The organism is Pantoea sp. ARC270, assembly GCF_003236725.1.
GTDB classification, from domain to species: domain Bacteria; phylum Pseudomonadota; class Gammaproteobacteria; order Enterobacterales; family Enterobacteriaceae; genus Pantoea; species Pantoea anthophila.
In genome coordinates, this window is the sequence record NZ_PUGA01000052.1 from 15,723 (window position 1) to 41,824 (window position 26,102).

General features: G+C 57.3%; 25 protein-coding genes. 16 read left to right on the plus strand and 9 right to left on the minus strand.

Annotation, left to right across the window (positions count from 1 at the left end):
* Positions 1-41 precede the first annotated feature (41 nt).
* From hutI to hutH, 7 genes are all read left to right on the plus strand, one after another.
* Positions 42-1,259: an imidazolonepropionase gene (gene hutI, locus CKF42_RS19385; RefSeq protein WP_111208971.1), complete on the plus strand. Its 1,218-nt coding sequence runs from the start codon at positions 42-44 to the stop codon at positions 1,257-1,259.
* Positions 1,256-2,047 carry an N-formylglutamate deformylase gene (hutG, locus tag CKF42_RS19390; RefSeq protein ID WP_111208972.1) on the plus strand — a complete coding sequence of 264 codons (792 nt, stop codon included), beginning with the start codon at positions 1,256-1,258 and terminating at the stop codon, positions 2,045-2,047. Before hutI ends, hutG begins: the two co-directional genes overlap by 4 nt.
* A gap of 312 nt (positions 2,048-2,359) precedes the next feature.
* Positions 2,360-3,208, plus strand: a complete 849-nt coding sequence (locus CKF42_RS19395; RefSeq protein ID WP_111208973.1) for a transporter substrate-binding domain-containing protein — start codon at positions 2,360-2,362, stop codon at positions 3,206-3,208.
* A 12-nt stretch (positions 3,209-3,220) separates the two neighbouring features.
* On the plus strand, positions 3,221-3,940 hold the full coding sequence (locus tag CKF42_RS19400) for an ABC transporter permease (RefSeq protein ID WP_111208974.1): 720 nt from the start codon (positions 3,221-3,223) through the stop codon (positions 3,938-3,940).
* A gap of 8 nt (positions 3,941-3,948) precedes the next feature.
* Positions 3,949-4,680: an ABC transporter permease gene (locus CKF42_RS19405; protein WP_046101491.1), complete on the plus strand. Its 732-nt coding sequence runs from the start codon at positions 3,949-3,951 to the stop codon at positions 4,678-4,680.
* A gap of 1 nt (position 4,681) precedes the next feature.
* Positions 4,682-5,476, plus strand: a complete 795-nt coding sequence (locus CKF42_RS19410) for an ABC transporter ATP-binding protein (protein WP_111208975.1) — start codon at positions 4,682-4,684, stop codon at positions 5,474-5,476.
* Positions 5,473-6,990, plus strand: coding sequence for a histidine ammonia-lyase (gene hutH, locus CKF42_RS19415; protein ID WP_199559891.1), 1,518 nt, complete (start codon positions 5,473-5,475; stop codon positions 6,988-6,990). Before CKF42_RS19410 ends, hutH begins: the two co-directional genes overlap by 4 nt.
* Positions 6,991-6,995: 5 nt before the next feature.
* On the opposite strand, the gene CKF42_RS19420 is transcribed toward hutH, so the two are convergent.
* Complete coding sequence (locus tag CKF42_RS19420; RefSeq protein WP_009091235.1) at positions 6,996-7,628, minus strand: flavin reductase family protein; 633 nt, start codon at positions 7,626-7,628, stop codon at positions 6,996-6,998.
* A 141-nt stretch (positions 7,629-7,769) separates the two neighbouring features.
* On the opposite strand from CKF42_RS19420, the gene rlmF reads away from it, so the two are divergent.
* Complete coding sequence (gene rlmF, locus CKF42_RS19425) at positions 7,770-8,702, plus strand: 23S rRNA (adenine(1618)-N(6))-methyltransferase RlmF (protein ID WP_111208976.1); 933 nt, start codon at positions 7,770-7,772, stop codon at positions 8,700-8,702.
* A gap of 307 nt (positions 8,703-9,009) precedes the next feature.
* Here rlmF and glnQ read toward each other — a convergent pair whose 3' ends face one another.
* From glnQ to rhtA, 5 genes are all read right to left on the minus strand, one after another.
* Complete coding sequence (gene glnQ, locus CKF42_RS19430; protein ID WP_009091231.1) at positions 9,010-9,732, minus strand: glutamine ABC transporter ATP-binding protein GlnQ; 723 nt, start codon at positions 9,730-9,732, stop codon at positions 9,010-9,012.
* Positions 9,729-10,388 (minus strand): glutamine ABC transporter permease GlnP, encoded by a 660-nt coding sequence (gene glnP / locus CKF42_RS19435; protein WP_009091229.1) that lies wholly within the window; start codon positions 10,386-10,388, stop codon positions 9,729-9,731. The genes glnQ and glnP overlap by 4 nt, the downstream gene beginning before the upstream one ends.
* Positions 10,389-10,465: 77 nt before the next feature.
* Positions 10,466-11,212: a glutamine ABC transporter substrate-binding protein GlnH gene (gene glnH / locus CKF42_RS19440; protein WP_111208977.1), complete on the minus strand. Its 747-nt coding sequence runs from the start codon at positions 11,210-11,212 to the stop codon at positions 10,466-10,468.
* 328 nt (positions 11,213-11,540) lie between these two features.
* Positions 11,541-12,044: a DNA starvation/stationary phase protection protein Dps gene (gene dps / locus CKF42_RS19445; RefSeq protein ID WP_009091225.1), complete on the minus strand. Its 504-nt coding sequence runs from the start codon at positions 12,042-12,044 to the stop codon at positions 11,541-11,543.
* Between the two features lie 325 nt (positions 12,045-12,369).
* Positions 12,370-13,284 carry a threonine/homoserine exporter RhtA gene (gene rhtA, locus CKF42_RS19450; RefSeq protein ID WP_009091223.1) on the minus strand — a complete coding sequence of 305 codons (915 nt, stop codon included), beginning with the start codon at positions 13,282-13,284 and terminating at the stop codon, positions 12,370-12,372.
* Between the two features lie 368 nt (positions 13,285-13,652).
* Between rhtA and ompX the strand changes: the two genes are divergently transcribed.
* Complete coding sequence (ompX, locus tag CKF42_RS19455) at positions 13,653-14,165, plus strand: outer membrane protein OmpX (protein ID WP_009091221.1); 513 nt, start codon at positions 13,653-13,655, stop codon at positions 14,163-14,165.
* 237 nt (positions 14,166-14,402) lie between these two features.
* Here ompX and CKF42_RS19460 read toward each other — a convergent pair whose 3' ends face one another.
* Positions 14,403-14,594, minus strand: coding sequence for a hypothetical protein (locus tag CKF42_RS19460; protein ID WP_033736362.1), 192 nt, complete (start codon positions 14,592-14,594; stop codon positions 14,403-14,405).
* A gap of 250 nt (positions 14,595-14,844) precedes the next feature.
* Between CKF42_RS19460 and mntR the strand changes: the two genes are divergently transcribed.
* From mntR to CKF42_RS19495, 7 genes are all read left to right on the plus strand, one after another.
* On the plus strand, positions 14,845-15,303 hold the full coding sequence (gene mntR, locus CKF42_RS19465) for a manganese-binding transcriptional regulator MntR (protein ID WP_003850512.1): 459 nt from the start codon (positions 14,845-14,847) through the stop codon (positions 15,301-15,303).
* 20 nt (positions 15,304-15,323) lie between these two features.
* Positions 15,324-16,433 (plus strand): SLC13 family permease, encoded by a 1,110-nt coding sequence (locus tag CKF42_RS19470; protein ID WP_111208978.1) that lies wholly within the window; start codon positions 15,324-15,326, stop codon positions 16,431-16,433.
* A gap of 148 nt (positions 16,434-16,581) precedes the next feature.
* Complete coding sequence (locus CKF42_RS19475) at positions 16,582-17,727, plus strand: HlyD family secretion protein (RefSeq protein ID WP_009091215.1); 1,146 nt, start codon at positions 16,582-16,584, stop codon at positions 17,725-17,727.
* Positions 17,724-19,292 (plus strand): DHA2 family efflux MFS transporter permease subunit, encoded by a 1,569-nt coding sequence (locus CKF42_RS19480; protein ID WP_058957704.1) that lies wholly within the window; start codon positions 17,724-17,726, stop codon positions 19,290-19,292. The genes CKF42_RS19475 and CKF42_RS19480 overlap by 4 nt, the downstream gene beginning before the upstream one ends.
* A 1-nt stretch (position 19,293) precedes the next feature.
* Positions 19,294-20,823 (plus strand): efflux transporter outer membrane subunit, encoded by a 1,530-nt coding sequence (locus CKF42_RS19485; protein ID WP_111208979.1) that lies wholly within the window; start codon positions 19,294-19,296, stop codon positions 20,821-20,823.
* A gap of 838 nt (positions 20,824-21,661) precedes the next feature.
* Entirely contained in the window at positions 21,662-22,063 is a 402-nt protein-coding gene (locus tag CKF42_RS19490) for an H-NS family nucleoid-associated regulatory protein (protein WP_009091208.1), read from the plus strand.
* Between the two features lie 177 nt (positions 22,064-22,240).
* On the plus strand, positions 22,241-23,833 hold the full coding sequence (locus tag CKF42_RS19495; protein WP_009091206.1) for an ABC-F family ATPase: 1,593 nt from the start codon (positions 22,241-22,243) through the stop codon (positions 23,831-23,833).
* Positions 23,834-23,922: 89 nt separating this feature from the next.
* Here CKF42_RS19495 and moeB read toward each other — a convergent pair whose 3' ends face one another.
* Both moeB and moeA read right to left on the minus strand, forming a co-directional pair.
* Positions 23,923-24,681 (minus strand): molybdopterin-synthase adenylyltransferase MoeB, encoded by a 759-nt coding sequence (gene moeB, locus CKF42_RS19500; protein ID WP_111208980.1) that lies wholly within the window; start codon positions 24,679-24,681, stop codon positions 23,923-23,925.
* Positions 24,682-25,917: a molybdopterin molybdotransferase MoeA gene (moeA, locus tag CKF42_RS19505; protein ID WP_058957701.1), complete on the minus strand. Its 1,236-nt coding sequence runs from the start codon at positions 25,915-25,917 to the stop codon at positions 24,682-24,684.
* Between the last annotated feature and the right edge of the window lie 185 nt (positions 25,918-26,102).

The following is a 26,102-nucleotide window of genomic DNA, read 5'->3' on the forward strand; positions in this document are numbered from 1 at the left end:
ACTTTAAGACACAGTGTAAACGGTGGAGGCACGAGGCAGCGATGGCGGAAGATATGCAGGTAGAGACGGTCTGGACCGGGGCGGATCTGGTCACCATGCGGGACGGAAAGTACCACCTGATACCTGAGGGGGCGATGGCGGTGCGGGCGGGTAAGCTGGTGTGGGTCGGCCCGGCGGCTGAGATGCCCGCCTTCGTCGCCGCGCGGCATCATCATCTGCCGGGCGGTATCGTGACGCCGGGACTGGTGGACTGCCATACCCATCTGGTGTTTGGCGGTGACCGCAGTCAGGAATTTGAACAGCGCCTGAATGGCGTCAGCTATGCCGACATTGCCGCACAGGGCGGCGGCATCCTCTCGACGGTACGGGCGACCCGCGCCGCCACGGAGGAGGCGCTGGTGGCGTCGGCGCGCTGGCGGCTTGACCGCCTGCTGGCAGAGGGGGTCACCACGGTGGAAATCAAGTCCGGCTACGGGCTGGATGAGGAGAGCGAACTGCGGATGCTGCGGGCGATTCGCCAGCTGGGGCAGAGTGTGGCCGCCGATGTCCGTGCCACCTGTCTGGCCGCCCACGCCTTTCCGCCGGAGTTTAAGCATGACCCGGAGGGGTGGGTTGAACTCATCTGTGAACGGCTGCTGCCGCAGGTGCAGGCGCTGGGACTGGCGGATGCGGTAGACGCCTTCTGTGAACATCTTGCCTTTTCACCGCAGCAGGTCGCGCGGGTGTTTGATCGGGCGGTGGCGCTGGGTCTGCCGGTGAAGCTGCACGCGGAGCAGCTTTCGGCGCAGGGGGGAGCGGCCCTGGCGGCCCGTTACGGTGCCCTTTCTGCCGACCACCTTGAATACGCCACCGAGGAGGATGCGAAAGCGATGGCGGCACACGGCACCGTGGCGGTGCTGCTGCCGGGCGCTTTCTATCTGCTGCGGGAAACCCGGCGTCCCCCGGTGGATCTCTTCCGGCAGCACGGGGTGCCGATGGCGCTGGCCAGCGATGCCAATCCCGGCACCTCACCGGCGCTGTCGCTGCGTCTGATGCTCAATATGGGCTGCACCCTGTTCGGCATGACCCCGGAAGAGGCGCTGGCGGGCGTGACCCTGTGGGGCGCAAAAGCGCTGGGGCTGGCTGACAGCCACGGCTCGCTGGAGGCGGGAAAAGTGGCGAACTTTGTTCACTGGCCGCTGGCCCGTCCGGCGGAACTGGTTTACTGGCTGGGCGGTGAGCTGCCCTGTACCGTTATCTATCGTGGAGAACCCCAATGAATCCCTTTATATTTACCCGGGGCAGCCTGCCGCTGCTGGTCAGTATTCCCCATGCCGGCACCGAACTGACGCCCGAGGTGGACGCCGGACTGAGCGACGCCGCGCGCGGATTACCGGACACCGACTGGCACATCCCGCTGCTCTATGATTTCGTGCGCGACCTCGGAGCCAGTATGTTAATCGGGCGTTACTCGCGGTTCGTGGTCGATCTGAATCGTCCGCCCGATAATCAGCCACTTTACACCACCGCCACCACCGGTCTGTTCCCGGAAACCCTGTTCGATGGCACTCCGACTTTCCTGCCAGGCAAAACGCCCGATGCGGCTCAGCGTCAGGGCTACATCGACCAGATCTGGCAGCCTTACCACCAGCAGATCCAGCAGGAGCTGGCGCGGCTTAAAGCAGAGCACGGCTATGCATTGCTGTTTGATGCACACTCCATCGCCAGTGAAATTCCCCGCCTGTTTGAAGGCCGCCTGCCCGATATCAACCTTGGCACCAATGACGGCGCCAGCTGCAGCCCGGCGATGAGCGCGGCGCTGGAGGCTGTCTGCGCCGCGCAGCGCGACTACAGCTGGGTGATCAACGGACGTTTTAAAGGCGGTTACATTACCCGCGCCTATGGTCAGCCGCAGCAGCAGACTCAGGCCGTCCAGCTGGAGCTGGCGCAGCTGAACTACATGGATGAAACCCCGCCTTACGCCTGGCAGCAGGCGCGCGCTGCGCAGTTGCAAAAAACGCTGAAAGCACTGATCCACGCCATGCTGGCGGAGGGCAAACCCCAATAATCCCACCACGGCGATGCGCCACTCCGGTGCATCGCCGCGCTGAACCGGTGCAGGCGGGTGCAGGCCGCCTGACTGCACGGCGCTCCCGGCCGCCTTTTTCCCTTTTGCAGAGCTGGCATAACCTTTGCTTGGTTGTATGTACAAGTATAGCAGCGCATCTATCACACCTTAAATTCTGTCTGGCTCACAAAACAGTAAAGCCGGAAATGAACTGCGCCGCGTTAGCTTGTATATACATGACATATCATCCTGTGAAATTTATGTTAAATCTCGTCAGGGCGATCACCAGGCCGCTACTTTCAGGAGAACCGTATGACGCACCCACTGACTCTTCGTCGTTTATGTCTCACGACCCTGGTTTCCTCTCTGCTGCTCTGTGGCGTCAGCGCCCAGGCGAAAGAGTGGAAGTCGATCACCATTGCCACCGAAGGCAGTTATGAACCCTGGAACCTGACGCTGCCAGGCGGCAAGCTCGGCGGCTTTGAACCGGAACTGATGGCGAATCTCTGCCAGCGTATGGCGATTCAATGCAAACTGGTGGTGCAGAACTGGGATGGCATGATCGCCGGGCTTAATGCCGGAAAATATGACGTGATCATGGATGCGATTGTGATTACCCCGGAAAGAAAGAAAGTGGTCAGCTTCACCCTGCCTTACGCCTCGACGCCTGCCACCTTCATCACCCTGAAAGGGAGCCTGCTGCCTGCCGACAGCCAGATTATCAAGCTGACCGATGACGCAAAAACCGTGGAGCCGGCCATTGCAGGTTTGAAAGCGGCGCTGAAAGGTAAAACGATCGGTATCGCCTCCGGCACGGTTTACACCCCCTTTATCGACAAATATTTCAAAGAGGTGGCGGATGTCCGTGAATACACCAGCTCGGCCGACGCCATCCTCGACCTGCAGGCGGGGCGGATTGATGCGGTGTTTGACGACGTGACCTTCGCGCAGTCGATGCTGGCGCGGCCCGAAAACCGCAATCTCAGCTTCAGCGGCCCGCAGCTGGGTGGCCCGATCTGGGGTGAGGGAGAGGCGCTGGGCGTGCGCATGGCAGATAACGATCTGAAAGCCCGGCTGGATGAGGCGATCAAAGCCGCACTGGCCGATGGCACAGTGAAAAAGCTGAGCGAGAAGTGGTTCAAAACGGATGTCACACCCTGAGTGAGGTAACTGATGATAAGCCTGCTGAGTTTTGGCCCGGACGGCTGGGGACGGCTGATTCTGAGTGCCGCGCTGACCACGCTGCTGCTGTCGTTTGCCGCGCTGGTGGTGGGGGCGGTGGTCGGATCGGGCGTTGCCGCCGCGAAGTTATCTCCCCACCGGCCGGTTCGCTGGCTGGGGGAGGGATACTCGGTGATCTTTCGCGGCATTCCTGAGCTGCTGGTGATCTACCTGTTCTACTTCGGGGGATCGGGGCTGATCACGCAGATCGGCCAGCTGTTTGGTGCCGACGGATTTATCGAAGCGCCGCCGTTTCTGATCGGGGCGCTGGCCATCGGGCTTATCTCCGGCTCTTATCAGGCGGAAGTCTATCGCGCCGCACGGCTGGCGCTGGCGAAAGGGGAGATCGAAGCGGCGGTCGCGATTGGCATGCCCCGCTGGCGCATCCGGCAACGTATCCTGCTGCCGCAGGTGGCGTGCTATGCGCTGCCGGGTTTATCAAACGTCTGGCAGATGAGCCTGAAAGATTCGGCGCTGGTGTCGGTCACCGGCATTGTCGAGCTGATGCGGGCGAGCCAGATTGCCGCCGGTTCGACCCGTGACTACTTCGCCTTTTATCTGGTGGGCGGAGGCTGCTATCTGCTGCTGACGCTGCTGTCCAACCGTGCCTTCCTGCGCGCTGAATCCCGTCTGGGGCGCGCCTGGCAAAGCCGCACCGCTGCACAGCATTAGGGGGATTGATGATCGATTTTGCGTTTCTCACAGACACCTTCCTGAAACTCAGCGCCGCGCTGCCGGTGACGCTCGGTCTGTTTATCAGCGCCTTTCTGTGTGGTGGCGTGCTGGCGACAGGGATTCTGGCGCTGCGCATGAGCCGCTGGCGGCTGCTCAGCGGCTTTGCCCGCGGCTACATTCTGGTGTTTCGCGGTTCGCCGCTGATGATCCAGCTGTTCCTGATCTACTACGGTCTGGGACAGTTTGGCGTGATCCGTCACAGCCTCCTCTGGCCATTTCTGCGTGAGCCGTTCACCTGTGCGGTGCTCGCGCTCTCGCTCTGCACCGCCGCCTACACCGCAGAGATCCTGCGCGGGGCGCTGCTGGCGGTGCCGCCAGGCCAGGTCGAGGCGGGGCTGGCGTGTGGGATGTCACGCGGGCTGCTGCTGCGGCGCATTATCGCGCCGGTCATGCTGCGTTACGCGCTGCCTGCCTACTCTACCGAAGCGATTCTGCTGGTGAAATCGACCGCGCTCGCCAGTCTGGTGACGGTGTGGGATGTCACCGGGGTGGCGCAGCAGATCATCCAGCGCACCTACCGCACCATGGAGGTCTTTCTCTGTGCGGCGGCGATCTACCTGATCCTTAATTTCATCATTGTGCAACTCTATGCCCTGCTGGAGCGGCGTCTGACGCCGGTGCACAAACCGGAAAAAAAGCCGTTACCGTCCGCTAAGCCGATCCCCGGAGGAGAGTAATATGTCTGATTTGTCACCCGTCACGCTGTCGGCCAGCGATATCCACAAATCTTTTGGTGCCATGGAGGTGCTGAAGGGCATCTCACTGCAGGCGCACAAAGGCGATGTCATCTCGATTCTCGGAGCCAGCGGCTCGGGCAAAAGTACGCTGCTGCGCTGCATTAATCTGCTGGAGACGCCCGATTCGGGCGTGGTCAGCGTCGGTGGTGAGACCATTGAGATGAAGCGCCATGCCCGCGGGCATCAGCTGGCCGCTAATCCCCGCCAGATTGAACGGCTGCGTTCCCGGCTTGGCATGGTGTTCCAGAGTTTTAACCTCTGGTCGCATCTGACGGTGCTGCAGAATGTGATTGAAGGGCCGCACTATGTGCTGAAGCGCGACAAAAAAGCCTGCATCGCCCAGGCGGAACAGCTGCTGGACCGGGTCGGCTTACTGAACCGCAAAGATTTCTATCCCGCTCAGCTTTCCGGCGGTCAGCAGCAGCGCGTGGCGATTGCCCGCGCGCTGGCGATGGACCCGGAGGTGATGCTGTTTGATGAGCCGACCTCGGCACTCGACCCCGAACTGGTCGGTGAGGTGCTGAAGGTGATGCGCAGCCTGGCGGAGGAGGGGCGCACCATGCTGGTGGTGACGCATGAGATGGGCTTTGCCCGCCACGTCTCTAACCGGGTGGTGTTTATGCATCAGGGCACGATTGATTGTCAGGGCACGCCGGAAGTGATGTTTGGCGACGGCGGCTCGGCGCGCTTCAGGCAGTTTATCTCCCGTCATCATCAGGTGGAGCCGGTGTTATGAGCAGCACGCTGAATCCTCCCCAGGTGTGGGGCGATGCCCCGCTGACCTGGCCGTCGCTGGTGCAGGTCGCCCGGCACGATGCCCCTCTGACCCTCAGCGACAGTGCCTGGCAGCGGATTGCGCAGAGCCGCGAGATCGTCGGCACCATCGTGGCGACGGGGCAGGTGGCTTATGGCATCAATACCGGGCTGGGTGCGCTGTGCAACATCACCCTCTCTGAGGATGAACTGAGCCAGCTGTCGCGTAATACCCTGCTGAGCCACGCCTGTGGTGTCGGCCCGAAACTGGCCAGAGCCGAGGTGCGCGCCATCCTGTGTGCGGCGATCGCCAACTACAGCCACGGTAAATCAGGCGTCTCGGTAGCGCTGGTGCAGCAGCTGCTGGCGCTGCTCAACCGGGGGATTACCCCGCAGGTGCCGTCACAGGGGTCGGTCGGTTATCTGACCCACATGGCGCATATCGGGCTGACGCTGATCGGCATCGGTGAGGTGGAGTGGCAGGGCAGCGTCGTCCCGGCAGAGCAGGCGCTGGCGGAGGCAGGGCTGACGCCCTACCGGCCTGGCGCTAAAGAGGGGCTGAGTCTGGTAAACGGCACGCCGTGCATGACCGGCTTAGCCTGCCTGGCGCTGGATGATGCGGCGCGTCTGCTGGACTGGGCGGATGTCACGGGCGCGATGAGCTTTGAAGCGCTGCGTGGCCAGCTGGTGGCATTTGATCCTGAGGTGCTGGCGCTGAAAGCCAGTCCGGGGATTCAGCGCAGCGGCGAACGTCTGCGCCAGTTGTTAAGTGACAGCCCGCTGCTGAAAGCGAGCGTCGGTATCCGGACACAGGATGCGATGAGCCTGCGATCGATGCCGCAGGTTCACGGTGCCTGCCGCGACCAGTTTACCCATGCGGTTCGTCAGGTGGAGACCGAACTTAACGCCTCTACCGACAATCCGCTGATTCTGGGCACCCCCGACGCCTGGCGCGTCGTGTCGCAGTCGAACCCGCACGGCGAGTCGGTGGCGATGGCCTGCGACCTGCTGGCAATTGCGCTGGCGGAGCTGGGCAGCATCGCGGAGCGACGGCTTGATCGGCTGGTGAATCCGCTGGTCAGCGGTCTGCCGCCGTTTCTGGTGGCCGAGCCGGGCGTCAACTCCGGCATGATGATTGCGCAATATGTGGCGGCGTCGCTCTGCGCGGAGAACCGCCAGCTCGCTCAGCCGGCGGTGCTCGACAACTTTGTCACGTCGGGATTACAGGAGGATCATCTGAGCCTCGGCACCGGTGCGGCACTGAAGCTGCTGAAGCTGGTCAGCAATGTCGGGCACATCCTCGCGATTGAGTATCTGCTGGCGGCGCAGGCGCTGGAGTTTCACGGTGAATCACAGCTGGCCGCAGGAACGCGGCGTGCCTGGCAGCAGTTACGGCAGGTGGTGGCGTGCTGGCAGCAGGATCGCTGGCTGGCGCCTGATATCGCCCGCGCGGCAGAACAGATCAGAGCGCACCGGTGCGATGCGCTTGAGGGATAGGCGGGTTATGACCGGCGGGCGTCCGGACGGACCAGGTCGAAGCGCTGGGCTTCACTGATGCCGTAATAGGCGCTGGGTCCCCCGGCGCGCAGAATCGGCTCCGCTTTGGCCGTCTGATAAATGCCCTCTTCCAGCAGCGTTTCACTGATGTGGATCGCCACCGCTTCGCCCATGACCAGCCAGCTGTCGAGCGGGTTGCCATCGGCATCCTGCAGCTGTATCAGCTGTGTTAAACGACACTCAAAGTTGACCGGGCTCTCCGCCACCAGACTGGCGCTGACCTGGGAACCGGCCTGCGGCGTTAAACCGGCGAAGGTGAACTCATCCTGATCGGCAGGCAGCGACGCTGAGCTTTCATTCATCGCTTCCGCCAGCGGGCGGGTCGCCAGGTTCCACACAAACTCTCTGGTCTCAGCAATATTGCGGACGCTGTCTTTCCAGCCGCTGCTGGCAAAACCGATAATCGGCGGATGATAGCTGAAGCAGTTAAAGAAGCTGTAGGGTGCCAGATTGCGCTGGCCGCTGGCGCTGACTGAGCTAATCCAGCCGATCGGGCGCGGGCCGATAATGGCATTCAGCGGATCGTGCGGCAGACCGTGACCGGCACGGGGTTGATAAGAATAGCGTTTCTGGCTCATAACCTCTCCAACGGGGAATAATGATTAATCTTAGCGCGACAGCATGGCCTGTCGAATCGGAAAGCGGTAAGCGGATGGTGCGGGTTTATTTTCACTCGCCTACAGCGTATTGTACGCGCGCCTGAATAACTGAGAGAACGTATGAAAAAGTCAGCCAGCACCTCGCCTTTCCACGCCCGCAATCGCCATCAGGGCGAGTACGATTTTGCCGCGTTAACCGCCGCGCATCCGCCGCTGGCGGCCAAAGTCCGGCCCAACGGGTATGGTGTGCAGTCGGTGGATTTTGCGGACCCCGAGGCGGTGATGCTGCTGAATCAGGCGCTGATCAAACTGTTTTATGATATCGACTGGCAGCTGGCCCCCGGCTCACTCTGTCCGCCGGTGCCGGGACGAGCCGACTATCTGCACTACCTTGCGGATTTGCTGGCGCTGGATAACAGCGGCGTAATCCCCGCAGCGGACGTCCTGGATGTGGGCTGCGGCGCAAACTGTATCTATCCCCTGATTGGCGCGGCGGAATATGGCTGGCGCTTTACCGGCACCGAAATCAACGAGGTTGCACTCAAAGCGGCCAACCGCATCCTGGCCGCGAATCCGCGCCTGACGCGCCAGATCCGTCTGCGTCGTCAGAAAAACAGCGACGCGGTGCTGGCGGGCGTGATCAGCAAAAACGAATTTTTCAGTGCTGTCATGTGTAACCCGCCTTTCCACGCCTCGGCGGAGGAGGCCGCGGCGGGGTCGCAACGTAAATCGCGCAATCTCGGACTCGATAAAGCGGCGCCGCTCAACTTTGGCGGTCAGCATAATGAGCTGTGGTATCCCGGCGGTGAAAAAGCCTTTATCGGCAGGATGATCGCCGAGAGCGTGGCCTTTGGTCGTCAGATCGGCTGGTTTACCTCACTGGTATCGCGCAAAGAGAATCTGCCTGCGCTGGAAAAACAGCTGCAGGCGCTCGACGTGGCTGAGGTGCGGGTGGTCAATATGGCGCAGGGTCAGAAGCAGAGCCGCTTCCTGGCGTGGAGTTTTATGCCTGCTGTCCAGCGCAGCAAACTGCTGAGTCGCCTGGGGAACTGAGGCATCTCATTACGCAGGTAGCAGGAATCTATCTGCTGAGAAAAAAGGACGTGCTGCGATGCGGCCGTTTCAGACTGCTGACAAACCCAATCGGGGTTGCTCTTGCAGCAACACATTAGCTAATAGCGCAGGGAACACGGGCAGAGGAGGAAAGCGTCCCGCGCCATGGACGGCGCGGGCCGAGCGACCAGGGATGGTTTAAGCGACTTTCCGATCTGCCCGTGTTCCCTTCGCAGGGTCGGTCTCACAGCTGGGCAGGGCAGACTTTGCCAACAATAAAAACGGGCCGCTAAGCGGCCCGTTGTGATCAGGAGACGTGCTGCAGAAATTCGCGCAGACGCTCACTCGGGGGATTGCTGATCAGGCTGTCGGGATCGCCATCTTCCGCAATCCGGCCTTTGTCGATAAAGATCAGACGTGAGGCCACCTTCTGAGCGAAGCCGACTTCGTGGGTCACAATCACCATCGTCATGCCTTCTTCCGCCAGGTCCTGCATCACCTTCAGCACTTCGTGACGCAGCTCCGGGTCAAGCGCGGAGGTCGGCTCATCAAACAGCATCATCTTCGGCTTCACCGCCAGCGCACGGGCAATCGCGACGCGCTGCTGCTGACCGCCGGAAAGCTCAGACGGGAAGTGATGCGCACGCTCGGCGAGGCCCACTTTGCCCAGCAGCTCGCGCGCCAGCTGGCGTGCCGACTCTTTGCTGGCACCGCGCACCCGGATCGGACCGAACGCCACGTTGTCCAGCGCGCTCATCTGCGGGAACAGATGAAACTGCTGAAACACCATGCCTGCTTCCTGACGAATCAGGCGGTCATCGACTTTGGGATCGTTGACGCGCAGACCATCCACAATCAGCTCGCCGCTGGTGATCTCTTCCAGCTTGTTAATGCAGCGCAGCAGGGTTGATTTACCGGAACCGGAAGGACCGATAATGACCACCACTTCGCCCTGGTTAATTTTCAGGTCAATGTTGTGCAGCACCTGGGTCTGACCAAAATGCTTGGAGACATCTTTAAATTCAATCACAGGATTTTCACCCTTTTCTCAATGCGGCGCAGCACAAAGCTCAGCACCAGCGTAATCACCAGATAGATGATCGCGACGGCGCTCCAGATTTCCAGAGCGCGGAAGTTACCGGCAATAATCTCCTGACCCTGACGCGTCAGTTCAGCCACACCGATAACAATAAACAGCGACGTATCTTTAATGCTGACAATCCACTGGTTACCCAGCGGCGGCAGCATACGGCGCAGCGCCAGCGGCATAATCACGTAGCGCAGCGTTTCACGGCCCGACAGTCCCAGTGCCAGACCCGCTTCGCGGAAGCCTTTGTTGATTGACAGCACGGCACCACGGGTGATCTCGGCAATGTAAGCGCCGGAGTTAATCATGATGGTTACGACCGCCGCACTGAAGGGATCGATTCGCAGGTCGGGAAACGCCATTGGCAGGGCAAAGTAGATGAACATCACCTGCACCACGATAGGCGTACCGCGGATGATTTCGATAAACACCAGCGCGATGTTATTGGTGATCCAGCCGCCGTAAGCACGGGCAAAACCGGCCACCAGACCGATAAGCAGACCGCCACACAGGCCGATGATTGAGATAATTAAGGTCAGTTTAGCGCCTTCGAGCAGCGCTGGCATGGCGGGCCAGATGACGCTCCAGTCAAACTCCATGGTGTCACTCCAGATATGTTGCGATGGAAAAAAGCAGGGAAAAGTTTCCCTGCTCAAATTAATTCACGGACAAATTATTATTTTGGTTCAGTGCCGAACCATTTTTTATAAAGCTGATTGTAGGTGCCGTTCTCTTTCAGGGTTTTCAGCGCGCCGTTGACTTTCTCGCGTAAATCGTCGCTGCCTTTCGGGAAGGCAATACCATACTGCTGCGCTTCGATTGAATCGCCCACCGCTTTAAAGCGGCCTTTACCGGCGGTGTGAATGAAGTAAAGGATGTTTGGCGTGTCATGCAGCACGGCGTCAGCACGGTTGGTGCCCAGCTCCATGTAGGCGCTGTCGATGTTCGGGAACTGACGCAGATCTTTCGCTTTGATGTTGGCTTTCGCATACTCTACAGAGCCGGTGCCGCTTTTGACGGCGACCACTTTGCCATTCAGATCGCTGATGCCTTTGATGTTGTTTTCATTGTTACGCACCATCACCTGCAAACCGCTTTTGTAGTAGCCGTCAGAAAACTCAATCGCCTTCTTACGCTCTTCAGTAATGGTGATACCCGCCAGCGCCAGATCGACATTGCGTGTCTGCAGGGCAGGGATGATGCCGCTGAAATCCATCGGCTTCAGGGTGTAATCGAGCTTCAGTTCTTTGGCAATCGCATCCCACAGATCCACATCAAAGCCGACATATTTGTCACCCTGTTTGAATTCAAACGGAACAAAGGCGGTATCGGTCGCGACGACCAGCTTCTTTTCTGCTGCGGTGGAAGAGAGGGAGAAGGCCAGCGCCAGCGCGGCCACAGAAACTTTTAACAGTGACTTCATCATTTTTTCCTTTTTACACTCAGGCGGCAGGACCTGCGTTTTCGGCTTGTCATATGAAAAAATTATGCCAACTTTGCAAGATACGCGAAATCAGTGAGTTAAATATCACAGCTGAAGCGATTTTGCAGGTTATTCTGCATTTGCACCATTTTGGTGCTCTATTGTGGTGCAGGTGGCGATTTTGGTGCAAGCGGTAGTGTGCCTCAGTTGTTGAAGCTTTGAAGCGAAGAAGAGAAGAACTGTTAACAGGGTCATAAAACGGGGTTATACAGACGTAAAAAAGGCGGGTTTCCCCGCCTGATTGACTGCACAGTCACTGCATTAAGTCTTATTCAATGTTGGCTTCGATGAACCACAGGAACTTGTCCAGGTCGCGAGAGGCCGCGGTGAAGATGTCAGCAGTATCTTCATCTTTCACTTCGGTAATCGCTTTACGGGTATCGTTAGCAACGATGGCATAACGATCGGCCAGTGCTTTCAGATGATCCTGCACGCTATGGATGTTCAGCGGATAGCTTTTCAGCGGGGTTTTGTCGTTCACGACTTGTGCGGTGCCCAGTGCCACGCCGCCCAGCTGCACAACACGTTCAGCAATCGTATCCTGGTGATCGGTAATCGCGGTGCGGAAACCATCCAGCATCTCATGTACACCGATAAAGTTAGCACCGCGCATGTTCCAGTGCGCCTGCTTAGTGATCAATGACAGGTCGATAAACTCGACGACCAGACGATTCAGCACCTCGATGGTGGCTTTCTTTTCGTCTTCGGCTACGTCATTGCGGGTGTAAATCAGATCAGAAGATTTAGTTTTAACCAATTTAGCGGTACTCATCGTTTCAGTCCTCTCTTTGATGGTTGTCCTAATCAAGTACCGGATAAGTATAGCAGCGCTTTTTAACTTTGCAGAAACGACTTTATCAATGGATGAAATAGTATCTCTCTTTGTCCGGTGCCGCGCGGGTTCAGTAAGGTTACTACTATGTTAAAATATAAAATAAAGAAAATTTTATTATGAATCAGTAAGTTAAATTATTTTGTAAATAACCGGTAAGTGACTGTTTCAAAATAGAAAGTGCAAAGGAATGAATCGGTTAAGAATAATTCTCATGTTGAGCATGATTGTTATTTAGCCCGCCATAACAGCGGGCAGGCCGCGCTTATTTCTGAGTGTCGCCGGATAATTCCACGTTGTTCAGCTGGCTCTTTTTCGGCCGCATCGTCAGCGTTGATCCTGCCGACGCGACGATGATAGCCAGCAGCGCCAGCCACTGCAGTGCACTCAGCGTTTCCCCCAGAAAGAGCATACCTGAAAAGGCAGCCATCGCCGGCTCAAGACTCATCAAGGTGCCGAAGATGCGCGCCGGTAAGCGGGTCAGTGCGACCATCTCCAGCGAGTAGGGGATGGCGCTGGAGAGCAGGGCGACCAGCAGCGCGATGGGCATAACCGCCCAGTTCCAGATGCCACTCTCGGCAAAGGTCAGTCCCAGTGGCACAAAAATAACCGAGGCGATCAGCGAGCCGATTGCCACGGTAGCAGGGCCATGCTCGGCGCCTGCCCGTTGTCCGGCCAGGATATAGATCGCCCAGCAGGCTCCGGCAGCGACAGCCAGCGCGGCCCCCACGGGGTCAATGGCGGTCATGCCTGTGCCAAACGGCAGCAGGAACCACAGGCCAATCACGGCCAGCACCACCCAGACAAAATCGAGCGGCCGGCGCGAACCAAACAGCGCCAGCGCCAGCGGGCCGGTGAACTCCAGACCCACCGCCACACCCAGCGGCACCGTCCGGATGGCCAGATAGAACGTGAAATTCATTGTGCCCAGCGCCAGGCCATACATCAGAAGGGGAAGACGCTGCTCGCGGCTGAAGCGTAAACGCCACGGTTTGAAAATTATGCAGAGTATCAGTGTGCCAAATCCCAGGCGCAGGGCGGTGATGCCGGTCGCCCCAACGGCAGGAAACAGTGACTTCGCCAGGGATGCACCGCCCTGAAGCGACAGCATCGCAATCAGCAGTACGGCGACCGGCAATAAAATCGGGGTAAGGTTTTTAGCAGCGGGAGAGGCAGACATCCTGTTCACTTTTCCTGGTCATCAACGAAATCAGTCGACCAGTGTAAAGGAAAGAGCGGCTAAAAAATCACGAATTTGCGTTTTAAATGCGAACGGGTTGCGCAGTTTTTGCCCGAATTCAGTGCCATTTTGGTAAAGAAATGTCAGGATTTTTTAGGATTTAACTTAAAGAGGGAATTCAGCACAAAATGATTGTTGCAGGAAGATGACGGATTTTATAAGAAAAATGAATGACATAGGATGTCGCATTAACGTCCTGTTACACCAAACTTTCTGTTAGACAACAAAATCCGGGCAGAGTTTCTCGCTATTTTTTGTTATATTTTCAGCGTTGTCAGGAGAGAAGTATTTTCACATTTGAGGTGGTTATGAAAAAAATTGCATGTCTTTCAGCATTAGCCTGTGTACTGGCAGTATCTGCAGGTTCAGCAATGGCACAGAGCACCGTAACTGGTGGTTACGCGCAGAGCGACTATCAGGGCGTGGCTAACAAAGCTAACGGCTTCAACCTGAAATACCGCTATGAAGACGGTTCTAACCCACTGGGTTGGATCGGTTCATTCACCTACACCGAAAAAGACCGCACTGAAGCTGGCGTTTACAACAAAGGCCAGTACTACGGTGTGACCGGTGGTCCTGCTTACCGTCTGAACGACTGGGCGAGCATCTACGGTGTTGTAGGTATCGGCTACGGTAAATTCCAGCAGAACGATACTTCTTCACGCGCTAAAACTGATTCAAGCGACGTAGGTTTCTCTTACGGTGCTGGTCTGCAGTTTAACCCAATTCAGGACGTCGCGCTGGACGTTGGCTACGAGCAGAGCCGCATCCGCAATGTGGACGTGGGTACCTGGATCGCTGGCGTAGGTTACAGCTTCTAAGTTTAGCTTAGCTGACCCGCCAAAAAACGGCCCCTCATGGGGCCGTTTTTTATTGTGCTGATGTTCTCCCCGCCATGCAGGCTCCCGCCTTTCTCTTCCCCCACTGACAATCTTTGTGCCCTCACATAGCCGGCAGCGTGATGCCCGTTGAGCGCGCGAAGTGTCAGGCGAAATAAGAGAAAAGAAAATAAGCAGAAGGGGAGAGCGCCTCCCGGGCTGAGAGGCGCTGAAAAGGGGTCAGCCGCGCCAGATAAGCTTCTGACAGCGACGATCGGCAGGTTTGTGGCCCAGCAGTTTCTCAATCAACATCAGACGCAGCGTGAAGGGGGAACGCGTCAGCAGGCACAGCCAGGATTTCATCTCCGTGGTTGTTCTCTTCTCAGCCTGGAAGCATTTGCTGCAATCTAAGCAACATTTCAGGGTGCTCATAGAATCACCTCCCAATCATTGTCGACGCGGTTGTCAGCAGCCTGAGGTGAGATACGTCATCACCGGATCCACCCAGGATCGCAAAGGATCCTCTGTGTGCTGCTTACATTATCAACAAATATAGCACTGGCTATATCCTTTAGCCAAGGCTAACGAGGAAAAATTTGAGCTTCTTTGCGGCTGGTTTACAATAAGCGCAGCTAAATCCGTACAGCAGTGCCCGTACGGGAAATAATAATGAGGAAGCTGAATGAGTCGTCGTGCTAAAAGCGTGGTTTCTGCGCCAAAAGGACCACTGAAAGATATTGAAGAGCATGTCGAAGGTTTTCGGCAGGTGCGTGAAGCGCATCGTCGGGAGTTAATTGATGACTACGTTGAGCTAATCTCTGATTTAATTGGTGAATTTGGCGAAGCACGTCAGGTCGACATGGCAGCCCGCCTGGGTGTGTCACAGCCGACCGTGGCAAAAATGCTGAAACGACTGGGCAGTGCCGGACTGGTCGAGCAGGTCCCTTATCGCGGGGTCTTTCTGACCAGCGAAGGGGAGAAGCTGGCCGAAGAGAGTCGTGCCCGTCATCATATTGTTGAAAGTTTTCTGCTGGCGTTAGGCATCAGTCCTGAAACTGCCCGACGTGATTCAGAAGGGATTGAGCATCACGTCAGTGATGAAACTCTGGCTGTGTTTAAGAAGTTCTCCGAAACCCGTTAACGCTAAGGCGTACCCTCATCATGCCTCAACTGCTTCGATCTTTTTTGCACGACTCTATTTTGCATTTATTAATCGTGTTGGGTGTGGTTCTGGCTTTTCTGGCGGATTTCCGCTGGGGCGATCTGCCAGGTGCCGTAGACTGGCACACCATCATCACGCTGACCGGTTTGCTGATCCTGACCAAAGGGCTGGAAACCAGCGGCTATTTTGATGTGCTGGGGGGACGGCTGATTGCGCGTTTCCGGCATGAACGCGCGCTGGCGCTGTTTATGGTGCTGGCTGCTGCGCTGCTCTCGACCTTTCTGACCAATGATGTGGCGCTGTTTATTCTGGTGCCGCTGACCCTGACTCTGCGCAAATTCTCTCATCTGCCCATCTCGCGTCTAATCATCTTTGAAGCGCTGGCGGTGAATGCCGGATCGCTGCTGACGCCGGTCGGCAACCCGCAGAATATTCTGTTATGGAGTCACGGCAAGCTCAGCGTTGTCGCGTTTATTGTGCAGATGCTGCCGCTGGCGGCATGGCTGCTGCTGAGCCTGATGATCCTGACCTGGTTCAGCTTTCCAAAGCGGTCGATTGATAAGCATGACAATCCTGAACAGCCTGAGTGGCAGAAACCGCTGTTTATTGTCAGTGTGGTGCTCTACCTGCTGTTTATCGCTGGCCTGGAGCTGGAAATCACCGGCTGGGTGCTGCTGCTGATTCTCGCCACTTTCCTGGTCATGGCGCGCCCGGTGCTGCTGCGCATTGACTGGAGCCTGCTGGCGGTGTTTATCGCCATGTTCATTGATGTCTTCCTGCTGACGCGTCTGCCGGTGATGCAGGCGCACTTTGATGCGGTTTCCCACTTCGGTCATGGACAGCTCTATCTGCTGGCTATCGGGCTGTCACAGGTCATCAGTAATGTGCCGGCGACGATTCTGCTGCTGCAAAAGGTGCCACCCACGGATGTGCTCGCCTGGGCGGTAAACATCGGTGGATTCGGCCTGCTGCCGGGTTCTCTGGCCAACCTGATTGCGCTGCGTATGGCAAAAGATCGGGCCGTCTGGTGGCGTTTCCACCTGTTTTCACTCCCTCTGCTCGCCTGGTCGATGGCCAGCGGCTGGCTGCTGCTGCGGCTGCTCAATTAGTCCCACCCGGCCTGCCACCCTCATCAGGTGGCAGGACGTGCGCCATTTCTCAAGTTTCGTAAAGTTGCGCTGGATTTTGTCAGGTTCCGATATAAGGTTAACTAGACCTTTATGCCCGGAATCAGGGCCTTAGCCAGTGATGGGAACTATGAGCGAGAACAACCAACACGATCAACACCAGCAGGATGCCGATAACGCGACGGATAAAAACCGTCAGTCAGATGAAAACAAGGACAACGACCAGCAGCCAGAACGCAAACGCCCCGGTAAAAAGCCGCTGATTATTCTGGCGGTCGTGGTAGTGATCATGCTGATCGTTGGATTCTGGTTCTGGTTTACGACCCGCAATATTGAAACCACCGACGACGCCTTTACCGAAGGCGATGCGGTGACCATTGCGCCGAAAGCGTCCGGTTATGTGGTGAAGCTGCTGGTAAACGATAACCAGCGGGTGAAGAAGGGTGATCTGCTGGTGGAAATCGACCCCAGCGACAACCGTGCCCAGCGTGAACAGGCGCAGGCGCAGCTCGGCTTAGCTGTCGCGCAGCTTCATCAGGCGCAGGCGCAGCTGGCCCTGTCCCGGGTTCAGTATCCGGCTCAGCGCGATCAGGCGCTGGCGGACCAGGCGAAAGCGGAAGCCAACCTGCTGAACGCCCAGGCCGATTATCGTCGCCAGCGCGGCGTCGATCCGCGTGCCACCAGTCAGCGCAATATCGACAGCGCCTCGGCGCAGTTACGCTCGGCGCAGGCGCAGTTACAGAGCGCTAAAGCGCAGGTTGAAGTCGCGTCACAGGTTGCCCTGCAGATTCGTCAGCAGGAAACCAATGTTGAAGCGCGTCAGCAGCAGGTTGAGCAGGCAAAAGCGCAGCTCAGCACGGCTGACCTTAATCTCTCCTATACCCAGGTTCGTGCGCCCTATGATGGCTTCATCACCAAGCGCAATGTTCAGCTGGGTACCCTGGTGCAGGCTGGTTCTTCGCTGTTCTCGCTGGTCTCACCGGACATCTGGATCACCGCAAACTTTAAAGAGTCTCAGCTTGAGCGCATGAATCCGGGCGATAAAGTTGAAATCAGCGTCGATGCCTGGCCGGATATGAAGCTGGAAGGGCATGTCGACAGCATTCAGATGGGCTCCGGTTCACGCTTTTCGACCTTCCCGTCAGAAAACGCCACCGGCAACTACGTGAAAATCGTGCAGCGCGTGCCGGTTAAAATCGTGATTGATAAAGGGCTCGATCCCAACCATCCATTGCCACTGGGTCTCTCTGTTGAACCCAAGGTGACGGTGGAATGAGTACGGCGCAGAGCTGGAAACCTGCCAGCAATCCGTGGTTAGTGGCGATCACGGTGACGCTGGCGGTGTTTATGGAGATCCTCGACACCACCATCGTCAACGTGGCGCTGCCGCATATCGCCGGTTCACTCTCCTCCAGTTACGATGAGTCAACCTGGGTGCTGACCTCCTATCTGGTGGCGAACGGCATCGTGCTGCCTATCTCTGCATTCTTCAGCCGTCTGTTTGGTCGTAAACAGTTTTTCCTGATCTGCATCGTGATGTTTACCATCTGTTCGTTCCTGTGCGGTATCGCCACCGAACTGTGGCAGATCATTCTGTTCCGCGTCCTGCAGGGCTTTTTCGGCGGCGGCTTACAGCCGGTTCAGCAGTCTGTGCTGCTCGACTACTTTAAAGCGGAAGATCGCGGCAAAGCCTTTGGTCTCTCCTCTATCGCCATCATCGTTGCGCCGGTGATTGGCCCGACGCTGGGTGGCTGGATTACGGATAACTACAGCTGGCGCTGGGTGTTCTTTATCAACATCCCGGTCGGGGTGCTGACCGTGCTGGCAATCTATCAGCTGCTGGAAGATCCACCGTGGGAGCGCAAATGGGCCAAAGGCAAACTTAAGATCGATTACATCGGTATCAGCCTGATTACCCTGGGGCTGGGTTGCCTGCAGGTGATGCTGGATCGCGGGGAAGATGAGGACTGGTTCGCCTCTCACTTTATCGTGCTGTTCGCTATTCTGGCGCTGGTCGGCATCGTCGGAGCCGTCTACTGGCTGATGTATGCCCGCAAACCGGTGGTCGATATCCTGGTGATGAAGGATCGCAACTTCTGGGTGGCGGGCTTGCTGATGGCGGGTATGGCGATGATCCTCTATGGCAGCTCTGTCGTGCTGCCTCAGCTGGCGCAGCAGGACCTGGGTTACACCGCCACCTGGTCAGGTCTGGTGCTGTCGCCCGGTGCGGTGCTGATCGTGCTGACGATTCCGCTGGTGCTGAAGCTGATGCCGATTGTTCAGACGCGTTACATCATCGCCTTTGGCTTCAGCTGTCTGGCGGTAGCGTTTTTCTACTCCGCCACCCTGGCACCGAATGTCGATTTTGCCACGCTGGTGATGATGCGCAGCGCGCAGTCGATCGGGCTGGGCTTCCTGTTTGTTCCGCTGACCACCATCGCGTTTGTCACCATTCCGCAGCGACTTAATGCGGACGCCTCGGCGCTGTTTACCATGTTCCGCAACGTGGCCGGATCGATCGGGATTTCGCTCTCGACCGCGGCCATTACCGAGCGCGAGCAGGTTCGCTCGGCGCACATGGTGCACAACATGACGCCGCTGAACGAGCAATTCAACATCACGCTGCAGCACTGGGCGCAGGCGATACGCGACTTTACTTCGGCGGTTGGCGATCCCGTTACGCTGGCAACCGGTCAGCTTTATCAGGAGATGATCGCGCAGGCGCGCATTCTCGCTTATATCGATGTCTTCTCAGGCCTGAGTATTGTCGCCCTGATTTTGATTCCATTTTGCTGGCTGCTGTCGCCGATTAAGAGCGAAGGCAGTGCAGGAGCACACTAACATGAAGGTTTTTTACTCTCATCGCCTGAAACCCGTGAGTTTACTGCTGGCTCTCGCCCTGGCGGGTTGCGCCGTCGGGCCTGACTATCAGGCGCCGAAACCGGCCGTGCCGGGCAGTTTTAACGCCATGGCGTCGCAGGAGGCATCCGTACCCCAAAGCGCCGCGATTAATTCCCGCTGGTGGCGAAGCTTTAACGATCCGCAGCTCGACAGCCTGATTGAGCGGGCGATAGCAGGCAACCTGAGCCTGCAGCAGACGGTACTGCGTATTGCCGGGGCACGCGAACAGCTGACACAGGCGCAGGGTAGCCTGTTACCCAGCCTGAGCGGTTCGGCCAAAGTGACGCGTCAGCAGCTCGGTCTGGAAGGCTTGCTGAAAGCCAATGGGGCCACCGATCAGCTCGACAGTAACGTAGCCAGTCAGCTCAACGGCCTGACCCAGCCGGTCAATCTCTACCAGGGCAGCTTCGATGCGAGCTGGGAACTGGATCTGTGGGGCAAAGTGCGACGTCAGGTTGAGGCCGCCACTGCCCAGCAGCAGGCGGCGATTGAGCAGCGCAATGATGCGCTGGTCTCACTGGAAGCGGAAGTGGCGCGCGCCTGGCTGCAGCTGCGCGGCGCGCAGAGCACCATCCAGACGCTGGAGCAGCAGATCAGTGTAGCGCAGCAGACGACCGAGCTGACGCAGAGCCAGCAGCGTAATGGTCTGGCGCCGCTGACCGACGTGGAGAATGCCCGGGCCCAGCTGAGCACGCTGCAGGCGCAACTGCCGCAGTATCAGTCGCAGGCGCGGCAGGCGATGAACGGCCTGGCGGTGCTGCTCGGCAAGACGCCGGGCGCGCTGGATGCGGAACTCAGTACGCCGAAACCGTTGCCGCCGCTGCCTCAGTTTGTGCAGGTGGGTATCCCTTCAACGCTGGCGCGCCGTCGTCCTGATATTCGTCAGGCTGAAGCGACACTGCATGCGCAGACCGCGGAAATTGGCGTCTCTGTCGCGCAGCTTTTCCCGAGCCTGTCGCTGACCGGCCAGCTGGGCGTGCGTAACACGGACGTCAGCTATCTGGATAACTGGAGCAGCCATTTCTACAGCTTTGGCCCCTCGTTATCGATTCCGATTTTCCAGGGCGGAAAGCTGGTGTCGAGCGTGAAGCTGGCGCGGGCACAGCAAGCGAGTGCCGCACTGGATTATCGCCAGACGGTGCTGACGGCGCTGCAGGATGTGGAGAATGCGCTGGTCAGCTATCGCGCCGATCAGCAGCGTGTTACCGCACTGGATGAGACAACCGGTGCTCTTCAGCGTGCCTTTGATCTCGCCAGCGACAGCTACCGTCAGGGGCTCTCCACCTTCCTGGAGGTGCTGGATGCACAGCGCCAGCTGGCACAGGCACAGGAGCAGGCAACCCAGGCACGGATGCAGAGCGCACTCGATCTGGTGGCGCTCTATAAAGCACTGGGCGGCGGCTGGGAAACATACCAGACTGTTGAGATGCCGCACTACTCCGTCTTCGGTCCGGCCACCCAGGCCAATTAGTTCTCAGGCGGTCGCGGCGCTGCTGCCGTGACCGCCTGCTTATCCCTCTCCACTGCGCGGTCAGCCCGCCATCTTCCGTTTACCGATAATCTAACTCATTGAATCAGCGGCAATCGTTGCCGGAATTCATCAGGATAAAATGGCCGAAAATAAAACAGGCCTGACAGCAGGGCTATTATCTGCGCACCGGTCAGGGCGTTATTATTTATGTGGCTGGCATCAGTTCAATTTAAGATTTTGAGCTGCATCACCTTTCTGCGTTTATTTCAGGATGCTTTTTTAATGCCACTCAGAACGCGCATGACTATTCGCCAGCGTCTGCAGAACGCGACCGCTGTTGTTCAACGGTCTCCTCTGCGAATAATCTGACGCTGCTGAAAAACGCAGCGGTAAAACATGCCGGGAACGTCGCGACTGTCATAATAAAATCGAATAGGGCGATAATTCTTTAACGTTATGGCCCGATGAGAAGGGCAATTTTTAATCATGAACTGTAAACTATTGTGACAGAGGTAGCCTTTCCGGCTTTTTTTTATCGCCAGAGCACGGGCGATAAACCGGAAATAACGGGCCTGAGCCTGCACGCTTTCGCAGATGCGGTTATGCCTCTGCAGGCGGTATCGTCCGGCTGAAATCGTTTTCAATACAGGGACACAGGCCCGGTTTGTTGTTAATTCATCGTTAATAAACCTCAGGCGGGTCCGATTTTAAAAGCCATATTTCGGCATAATTAATACTTAAGAATTATCTGGGGCGTAAAAATAATTTATTTTTTTATTTGAATTAGGTAATCTTGCCGCTACAGTTTTATTAACCCCCCTTAATCAAGGACATTGTGATGAGTGACGCATTTAAGGTACTGAACAATATTCGCACATTACGTGCCCAGGCTCGTGAACTGCCACTGACCGATCTTGAAGAGATCCTGGAAAAATTAACTGTTGTTGTGACTGAGCGCCGCGAAGAAGCAGAAGCAGAAGAGACGCAGAATCGCGAAAAAGAAGAAAAGCTCTCTAAATATCGCGAAATGCTGCTGGCTGACGGCATCGATCCTAATGAATTATTAGGTGCCCTGGAAAGCGGAAAAAAACGCACCAAGCGTGCGCCGCGTCCGGCTAAATATACTTACACCGACGAAAACGGTGAGCAGAAATCCTGGACTGGCCAGGGCCGTACCCCGGCAGCGATTAAAAAAGCGCTGGATTCCGGTAAAAGCCTGGACAGCTTCCTGATCGATTGATCGACACAATCCTTGTAAGTGGGAGCCGGGGGCCATGATGGCCTGCCGGCTTTTTTATTTCTGTCGGGATATCAATCACCCGGCCGGCAATCCATCCCCGACGCTGGCGTGCGCTGCGTCACATCTGGCATAATAGCCGCCGTTTTTTCATCCACTCTCTTCACAAAGGTCAATGCCGTGTTAGTTAGCAGCAATATCACCATGCAGTTTGGCAGCAAGCCACTGTTCGAGAATATCTCCGTTAAATTTGGCGGCGGTAATCGTTACGGTTTAATCGGTGCGAACGGCAGCGGAAAATCCACCTTCATGAAGATTTTGGGTGGCGATCTGGTGCCTTCAGCCGGCAACGTCTCTTACGATCCCAACGAGCGTATCGGTAAGCTGCGTCAGGATCAGTTCGCCTTTGAACAATTCAGCGTGCTGGACACCGTGATCATGGGGCACCATGAATTATGGGAAGTTAAGCAGGAGCGCGACCGTATTTATTCTTTGCCAGAAATGAGCGAAGAAGAGGGGTATAAGGTCGGTGACCTTGAGGCGCTTTACGGTGAGATGGATGGCTATAGCGCCGAATCCCGTGCCGGTGAGTTATTACTCGGTGTCGGTATTCCGGTTGAACAGCATTATGGCCCGATGAGCGAAATTGCGCCGGGCTTTAAATTACGCGTGCTGCTGGCGCAGGCGCTGTTTTCCAATCCTGATATTCTGTTACTCGATGAACCGACCAACAACCTGGACATCGATACCATTCGCTGGCTGGAGCAGGTGCTGAATGAACGTGACAGCACTATGATTATCATTTCGCATGACCGTCACTTCCTTAATATGGTCTGCACCCACATGGCGGATTTGGATTATGGTGAGCTGCGTGTCTATTCCGGTAATTATGACGAATATATGACCGCCGCAACCCAGGCGCGTGAACGTCTGTTATCTGACAACGCCAAGAAAAAAGCGCAGATTGCTGACCTGCAGTCGTTCGTCAGCCGTTTCAGCGCCAACGCCTCTAAATCGCGTCAGGCGACATCGCGCGCAAAACAGATGGATAAAATTAAACTGGAAGAAGTGAAAGCGTCCAGTCGTCAGAACCCGTTTATCCGTTTTGAGCAGGATAAGAAGTTGTTCCGAAATGCCCTGGAAGTGGAAGGATTAACCAAAGGGTTTGATAACGGTCCGCTGTTTAAGAATTTAAATCTGCTGATGGAAGTGGGCGAAAAGCTGGCGATCATTGGCGCCAACGGTATTGGTAAATCGACGCTGCTGAAGACGCTGGTAGGGCAACTTGAGCCCGATAATGGCAGCGTTAAATGGTCAGAGAATGCGCGCATTGGTTATTACGCGCAGGATCACGCCGAAGATTTTGCTAATGATCTGACCGTATTTGACTGGATGAGTCAGTGGAAACAGCCCGGTGATGATGAGCAGACGATTCGCGGTATTCTGGGTCGCCTGCTGTTTTCACAGGATGATATTAAGAAACCGGCGAAGGTGCTTTCCGGTGGTGAGAAAGGGCGCATGCTGTTCGGCAAGCTGATGATGCAGAAACCGAACATCCTGATTATGGATGAGCCGACTAACCACCTGGATATGGAGTCGATTGAATCGCTCAATATGGCGCTGGAGATGTATGAAGGCACACTGGTGTTTGTGTCGCACGACCGTGAATTTGTCAGCTCGCTGGCAACCCGCGTGATTGAGCTGAAAGCAGACAAGGTGGTGGACTTCACCGGCAACTATGAAGATTACCTGCGCAGTCAGGGAATCGTCTGATAAAAGGGGGTGGCGCAGGCCACCCCTTTTTTTGGCCCGGAATGGGCCGTGACGTAATCACTCTGAGGCCAGAGCCAGCTTCAGGGAGCCTATGCCCCATCGCCACACACTTCACAGTGCGCATCCTGCGCCACTTTCATGCTGCGGAATTCTGCACTCATGGCATCGTACATCAGCAACCGGCTGGTGGCCGGCGTGCCAAAGGCCGTCAGGACCTTAATCGCTTCCATCGCCTGCATTGCACCAATCACCCCAACCAGCGGGGCCATGACGCCTGCTTCGACACAACTCAGGGTCTGTTCACCAAACAGGCGGCTGATACAGCGATAGCAGGGCGTGCCGGGCTGCCAGTTGAATACGCTGATCTGGCCCTCCATACGAATTGCCGCCCCGGAGACCAGCGGGACGCCCTGCTGGCGACAGAGCCGGTTGAGCTGCTCCCGCACCGCAACATTGTCGGTACAGTCCAGCACCACCTGCTGGCGGGCTATCAGCGCCAGCAGTGCCGTATCATCCAGCTGGCCGTTGACCGGATGCAGCTGACAGTGAGGATTGATGGCCGCCAGGCTTTGTGCCGCCGATTCGACTTTGGCACAGCCAATATCGGCGTCATGATGCAGTATCTGCCGTTGCAGGTTAGAGTGCGACACGGTGTCGAAGTCAAGCAGCGTCAGGCTGCCGATCCCGGCTGACGCCAGCCAGGGCGCGGCGGCACAGCCAAGTCCGCCCAGCCCGACGATCAGCGCATGGCTGGCTTTAAGTCGCTCCTGACCGTCAAAATCGAAACCGCGCAGGACGATCTGCCGGTTGTAGCGCAGCATCTCCTCATCGCTTAATTCAGGCAGCATTTACGCCTCCAGCAGGGCGTTGAAGGGTTCCACCTCAACCCATTCGCCAGGCTCCACATTGCCGCGCTCCCGCTCCAGCACTATGAAGCAGTTTGCCTGCGCAAAAGAGCTGAAGACGTGGGAACCCTGCATGCCGGTGGTCTGCACCTCCAGCTCACCCTGCGCGTTCTGGCGCAGGATGCCACGCTGGAAGTCGAGCCGGCCCGGTGATTTTTTGAGCGCAGAGGCGCAGCGCACTTTCTGACGCGGTGGCAGAGCCGATTTCTGCAGGCCGGTAAGTTTCGCCAGCAGCGGCTGAACCAGCTGATAAAAGGTGACAGCCGCCGAGACCGGATTACCCGGTAAACCGCAGAACCAGCTGTGGCTGAGGCGGCCAAAAGCAAAGGGTTTGCCGGGTTTGATCGCCAGCTTCCAGAAGCTGATCGCCCCCAGTTCTTCCAGCATCGTTTTGGTAAAGTCCGCTTCCCCGACCGAGACACCGCCGGTGCTGATCACCACATCCGCCTGCCGATCCGCCTCTGCGAAAGCCGCCCGCAGGGCCGCCGGATCGTCTTTGATAATCCCCAAGTCGATGACGTCGCAGCCGAGCTTATTCAGCATCAGCGACACGGCGAAACGGTTAGTATCGTAAATTGCGCCTTCGGCCAGCGGTTCCCCCACCGGCTGCAGTTCATCACCGGTGGAGAAGATCGCCACCCGCACTTTTCGCACTACGCTGACCTGCGCGATCCCCAGCGAAGCCAGCAGCGGCAGTTCCGCCGCGCCCAGCCGCGTGCCCGCTTCCAGCACGACATGACCGGGCTGAATATCGTCGCCGGTCAGGCGGATATTCTGGCCGGGACGCACCGGTGCGGTGATCACAACGGCCCCCTCCCGCGTTTCCGTCTGCTCCTGCATCACCACCGCGTCGCAGCCTGCGGGAACCGGCGCACCGGTCATGATGCGGATCACGCTGCCCTGCGGCCACTCACCACTGAAGGGTGCGCCAGCGAAGGCTTTACCGGCCACCGGCAGCGGCTCACCGCGGCTGATATCTGCCAGCCTGACGGCGTAACCATCCATCGCGGAGTTATCAAAGGGCGGTACGGCGATAGGGGAGGTCACCGCTTTTGCCGTAATGCGGCCAGCCGCCGCGGCCAGCGACACGTTCTCAGCGTCGGCGATGGGCGTCAGCTGCGCGAGCATTTTTTGTTGCGCCTCCTCAAGGGAGATCAAACCTGCAGTAAAACTTTCCATAAGGGTCCAGCCTGGTGAATTCAGATGCTGCCTATTATGGTGGCAATTGGCCGCTGAGTCACATCGGTGTCACCCCGGGCTTGCCCGCGACAAGGGCCAAAATGATATAGGGTGGTAAGAAAAGGTTATAACCACAGGAACAGTTTCCGCTTTACAACCCTTAGCAGGCTTTCTATAGTCAAAAA

Excerpts from the sequence above, each read along its gene's own strand:
- hutI (WP_111208971.1), top strand. The coding sequence starts at position 42 with ATGGCGGAAGATATGCAGGTAGAGACGGTCTGGACCGGGGCGGATCTG.
- hutG (WP_111208972.1), top strand. The coding sequence starts at position 1,256 with ATGAATCCCTTTATATTTACCCGGGGCAGCCTGCCGCTGCTGGTCAGT.
- CKF42_RS19395 (WP_111208973.1), top strand. The coding sequence starts at position 2,360 with ATGACGCACCCACTGACTCTTCGTCGTTTATGTCTCACGACCCTGGTT.
- CKF42_RS19400 (WP_111208974.1), top strand. The coding sequence starts at position 3,221 with ATGATAAGCCTGCTGAGTTTTGGCCCGGACGGCTGGGGACGGCTGATT.
- CKF42_RS19405 (WP_046101491.1), top strand. The coding sequence starts at position 3,949 with ATGATCGATTTTGCGTTTCTCACAGACACCTTCCTGAAACTCAGCGCC.
- CKF42_RS19410 (WP_111208975.1), top strand. The coding sequence starts at position 4,682 with ATGTCTGATTTGTCACCCGTCACGCTGTCGGCCAGCGATATCCACAAA.
- hutH (WP_199559891.1), top strand. The coding sequence starts at position 5,473 with ATGAGCAGCACGCTGAATCCTCCCCAGGTGTGGGGCGATGCCCCGCTG.
- CKF42_RS19420 (WP_009091235.1), bottom strand. The coding sequence starts at position 7,628 with ATGAGCCAGAAACGCTATTCTTATCAACCCCGTGCCGGTCACGGTCTG.
- rlmF (WP_111208976.1), top strand. The coding sequence starts at position 7,770 with ATGAAAAAGTCAGCCAGCACCTCGCCTTTCCACGCCCGCAATCGCCAT.
- glnP (WP_009091229.1), bottom strand. The coding sequence starts at position 10,388 with ATGGAGTTTGACTGGAGCGTCATCTGGCCCGCCATGCCAGCGCTGCTC.
- glnH (WP_111208977.1), bottom strand. The coding sequence starts at position 11,212 with ATGAAGTCACTGTTAAAAGTTTCTGTGGCCGCGCTGGCGCTGGCCTTC.
- dps (WP_009091225.1), bottom strand. The coding sequence starts at position 12,044 with ATGAGTACCGCTAAATTGGTTAAAACTAAATCTTCTGATCTGATTTAC.
- rhtA (WP_009091223.1), bottom strand. The coding sequence starts at position 13,284 with ATGTCTGCCTCTCCCGCTGCTAAAAACCTTACCCCGATTTTATTGCCG.
- ompX (WP_009091221.1), top strand. The coding sequence starts at position 13,653 with ATGAAAAAAATTGCATGTCTTTCAGCATTAGCCTGTGTACTGGCAGTA.
- CKF42_RS19460 (WP_033736362.1), bottom strand. The coding sequence starts at position 14,594 with ATGAGCACCCTGAAATGTTGCTTAGATTGCAGCAAATGCTTCCAGGCT.
- mntR (WP_003850512.1), top strand. The coding sequence starts at position 14,845 with ATGAGTCGTCGTGCTAAAAGCGTGGTTTCTGCGCCAAAAGGACCACTG.
- CKF42_RS19470 (WP_111208978.1), top strand. The coding sequence starts at position 15,324 with ATGCCTCAACTGCTTCGATCTTTTTTGCACGACTCTATTTTGCATTTA.
- CKF42_RS19475 (WP_009091215.1), top strand. The coding sequence starts at position 16,582 with ATGAGCGAGAACAACCAACACGATCAACACCAGCAGGATGCCGATAAC.
- CKF42_RS19480 (WP_058957704.1), top strand. The coding sequence starts at position 17,724 with ATGAGTACGGCGCAGAGCTGGAAACCTGCCAGCAATCCGTGGTTAGTG.
- CKF42_RS19485 (WP_111208979.1), top strand. The coding sequence starts at position 19,294 with ATGAAGGTTTTTTACTCTCATCGCCTGAAACCCGTGAGTTTACTGCTG.
- CKF42_RS19490 (WP_009091208.1), top strand. The coding sequence starts at position 21,662 with ATGAGTGACGCATTTAAGGTACTGAACAATATTCGCACATTACGTGCC.
- moeB (WP_111208980.1), bottom strand. The coding sequence starts at position 24,681 with ATGCTGCCTGAATTAAGCGATGAGGAGATGCTGCGCTACAACCGGCAG.
- moeA (WP_058957701.1), bottom strand. The coding sequence starts at position 25,917 with ATGGAAAGTTTTACTGCAGGTTTGATCTCCCTTGAGGAGGCGCAACAA.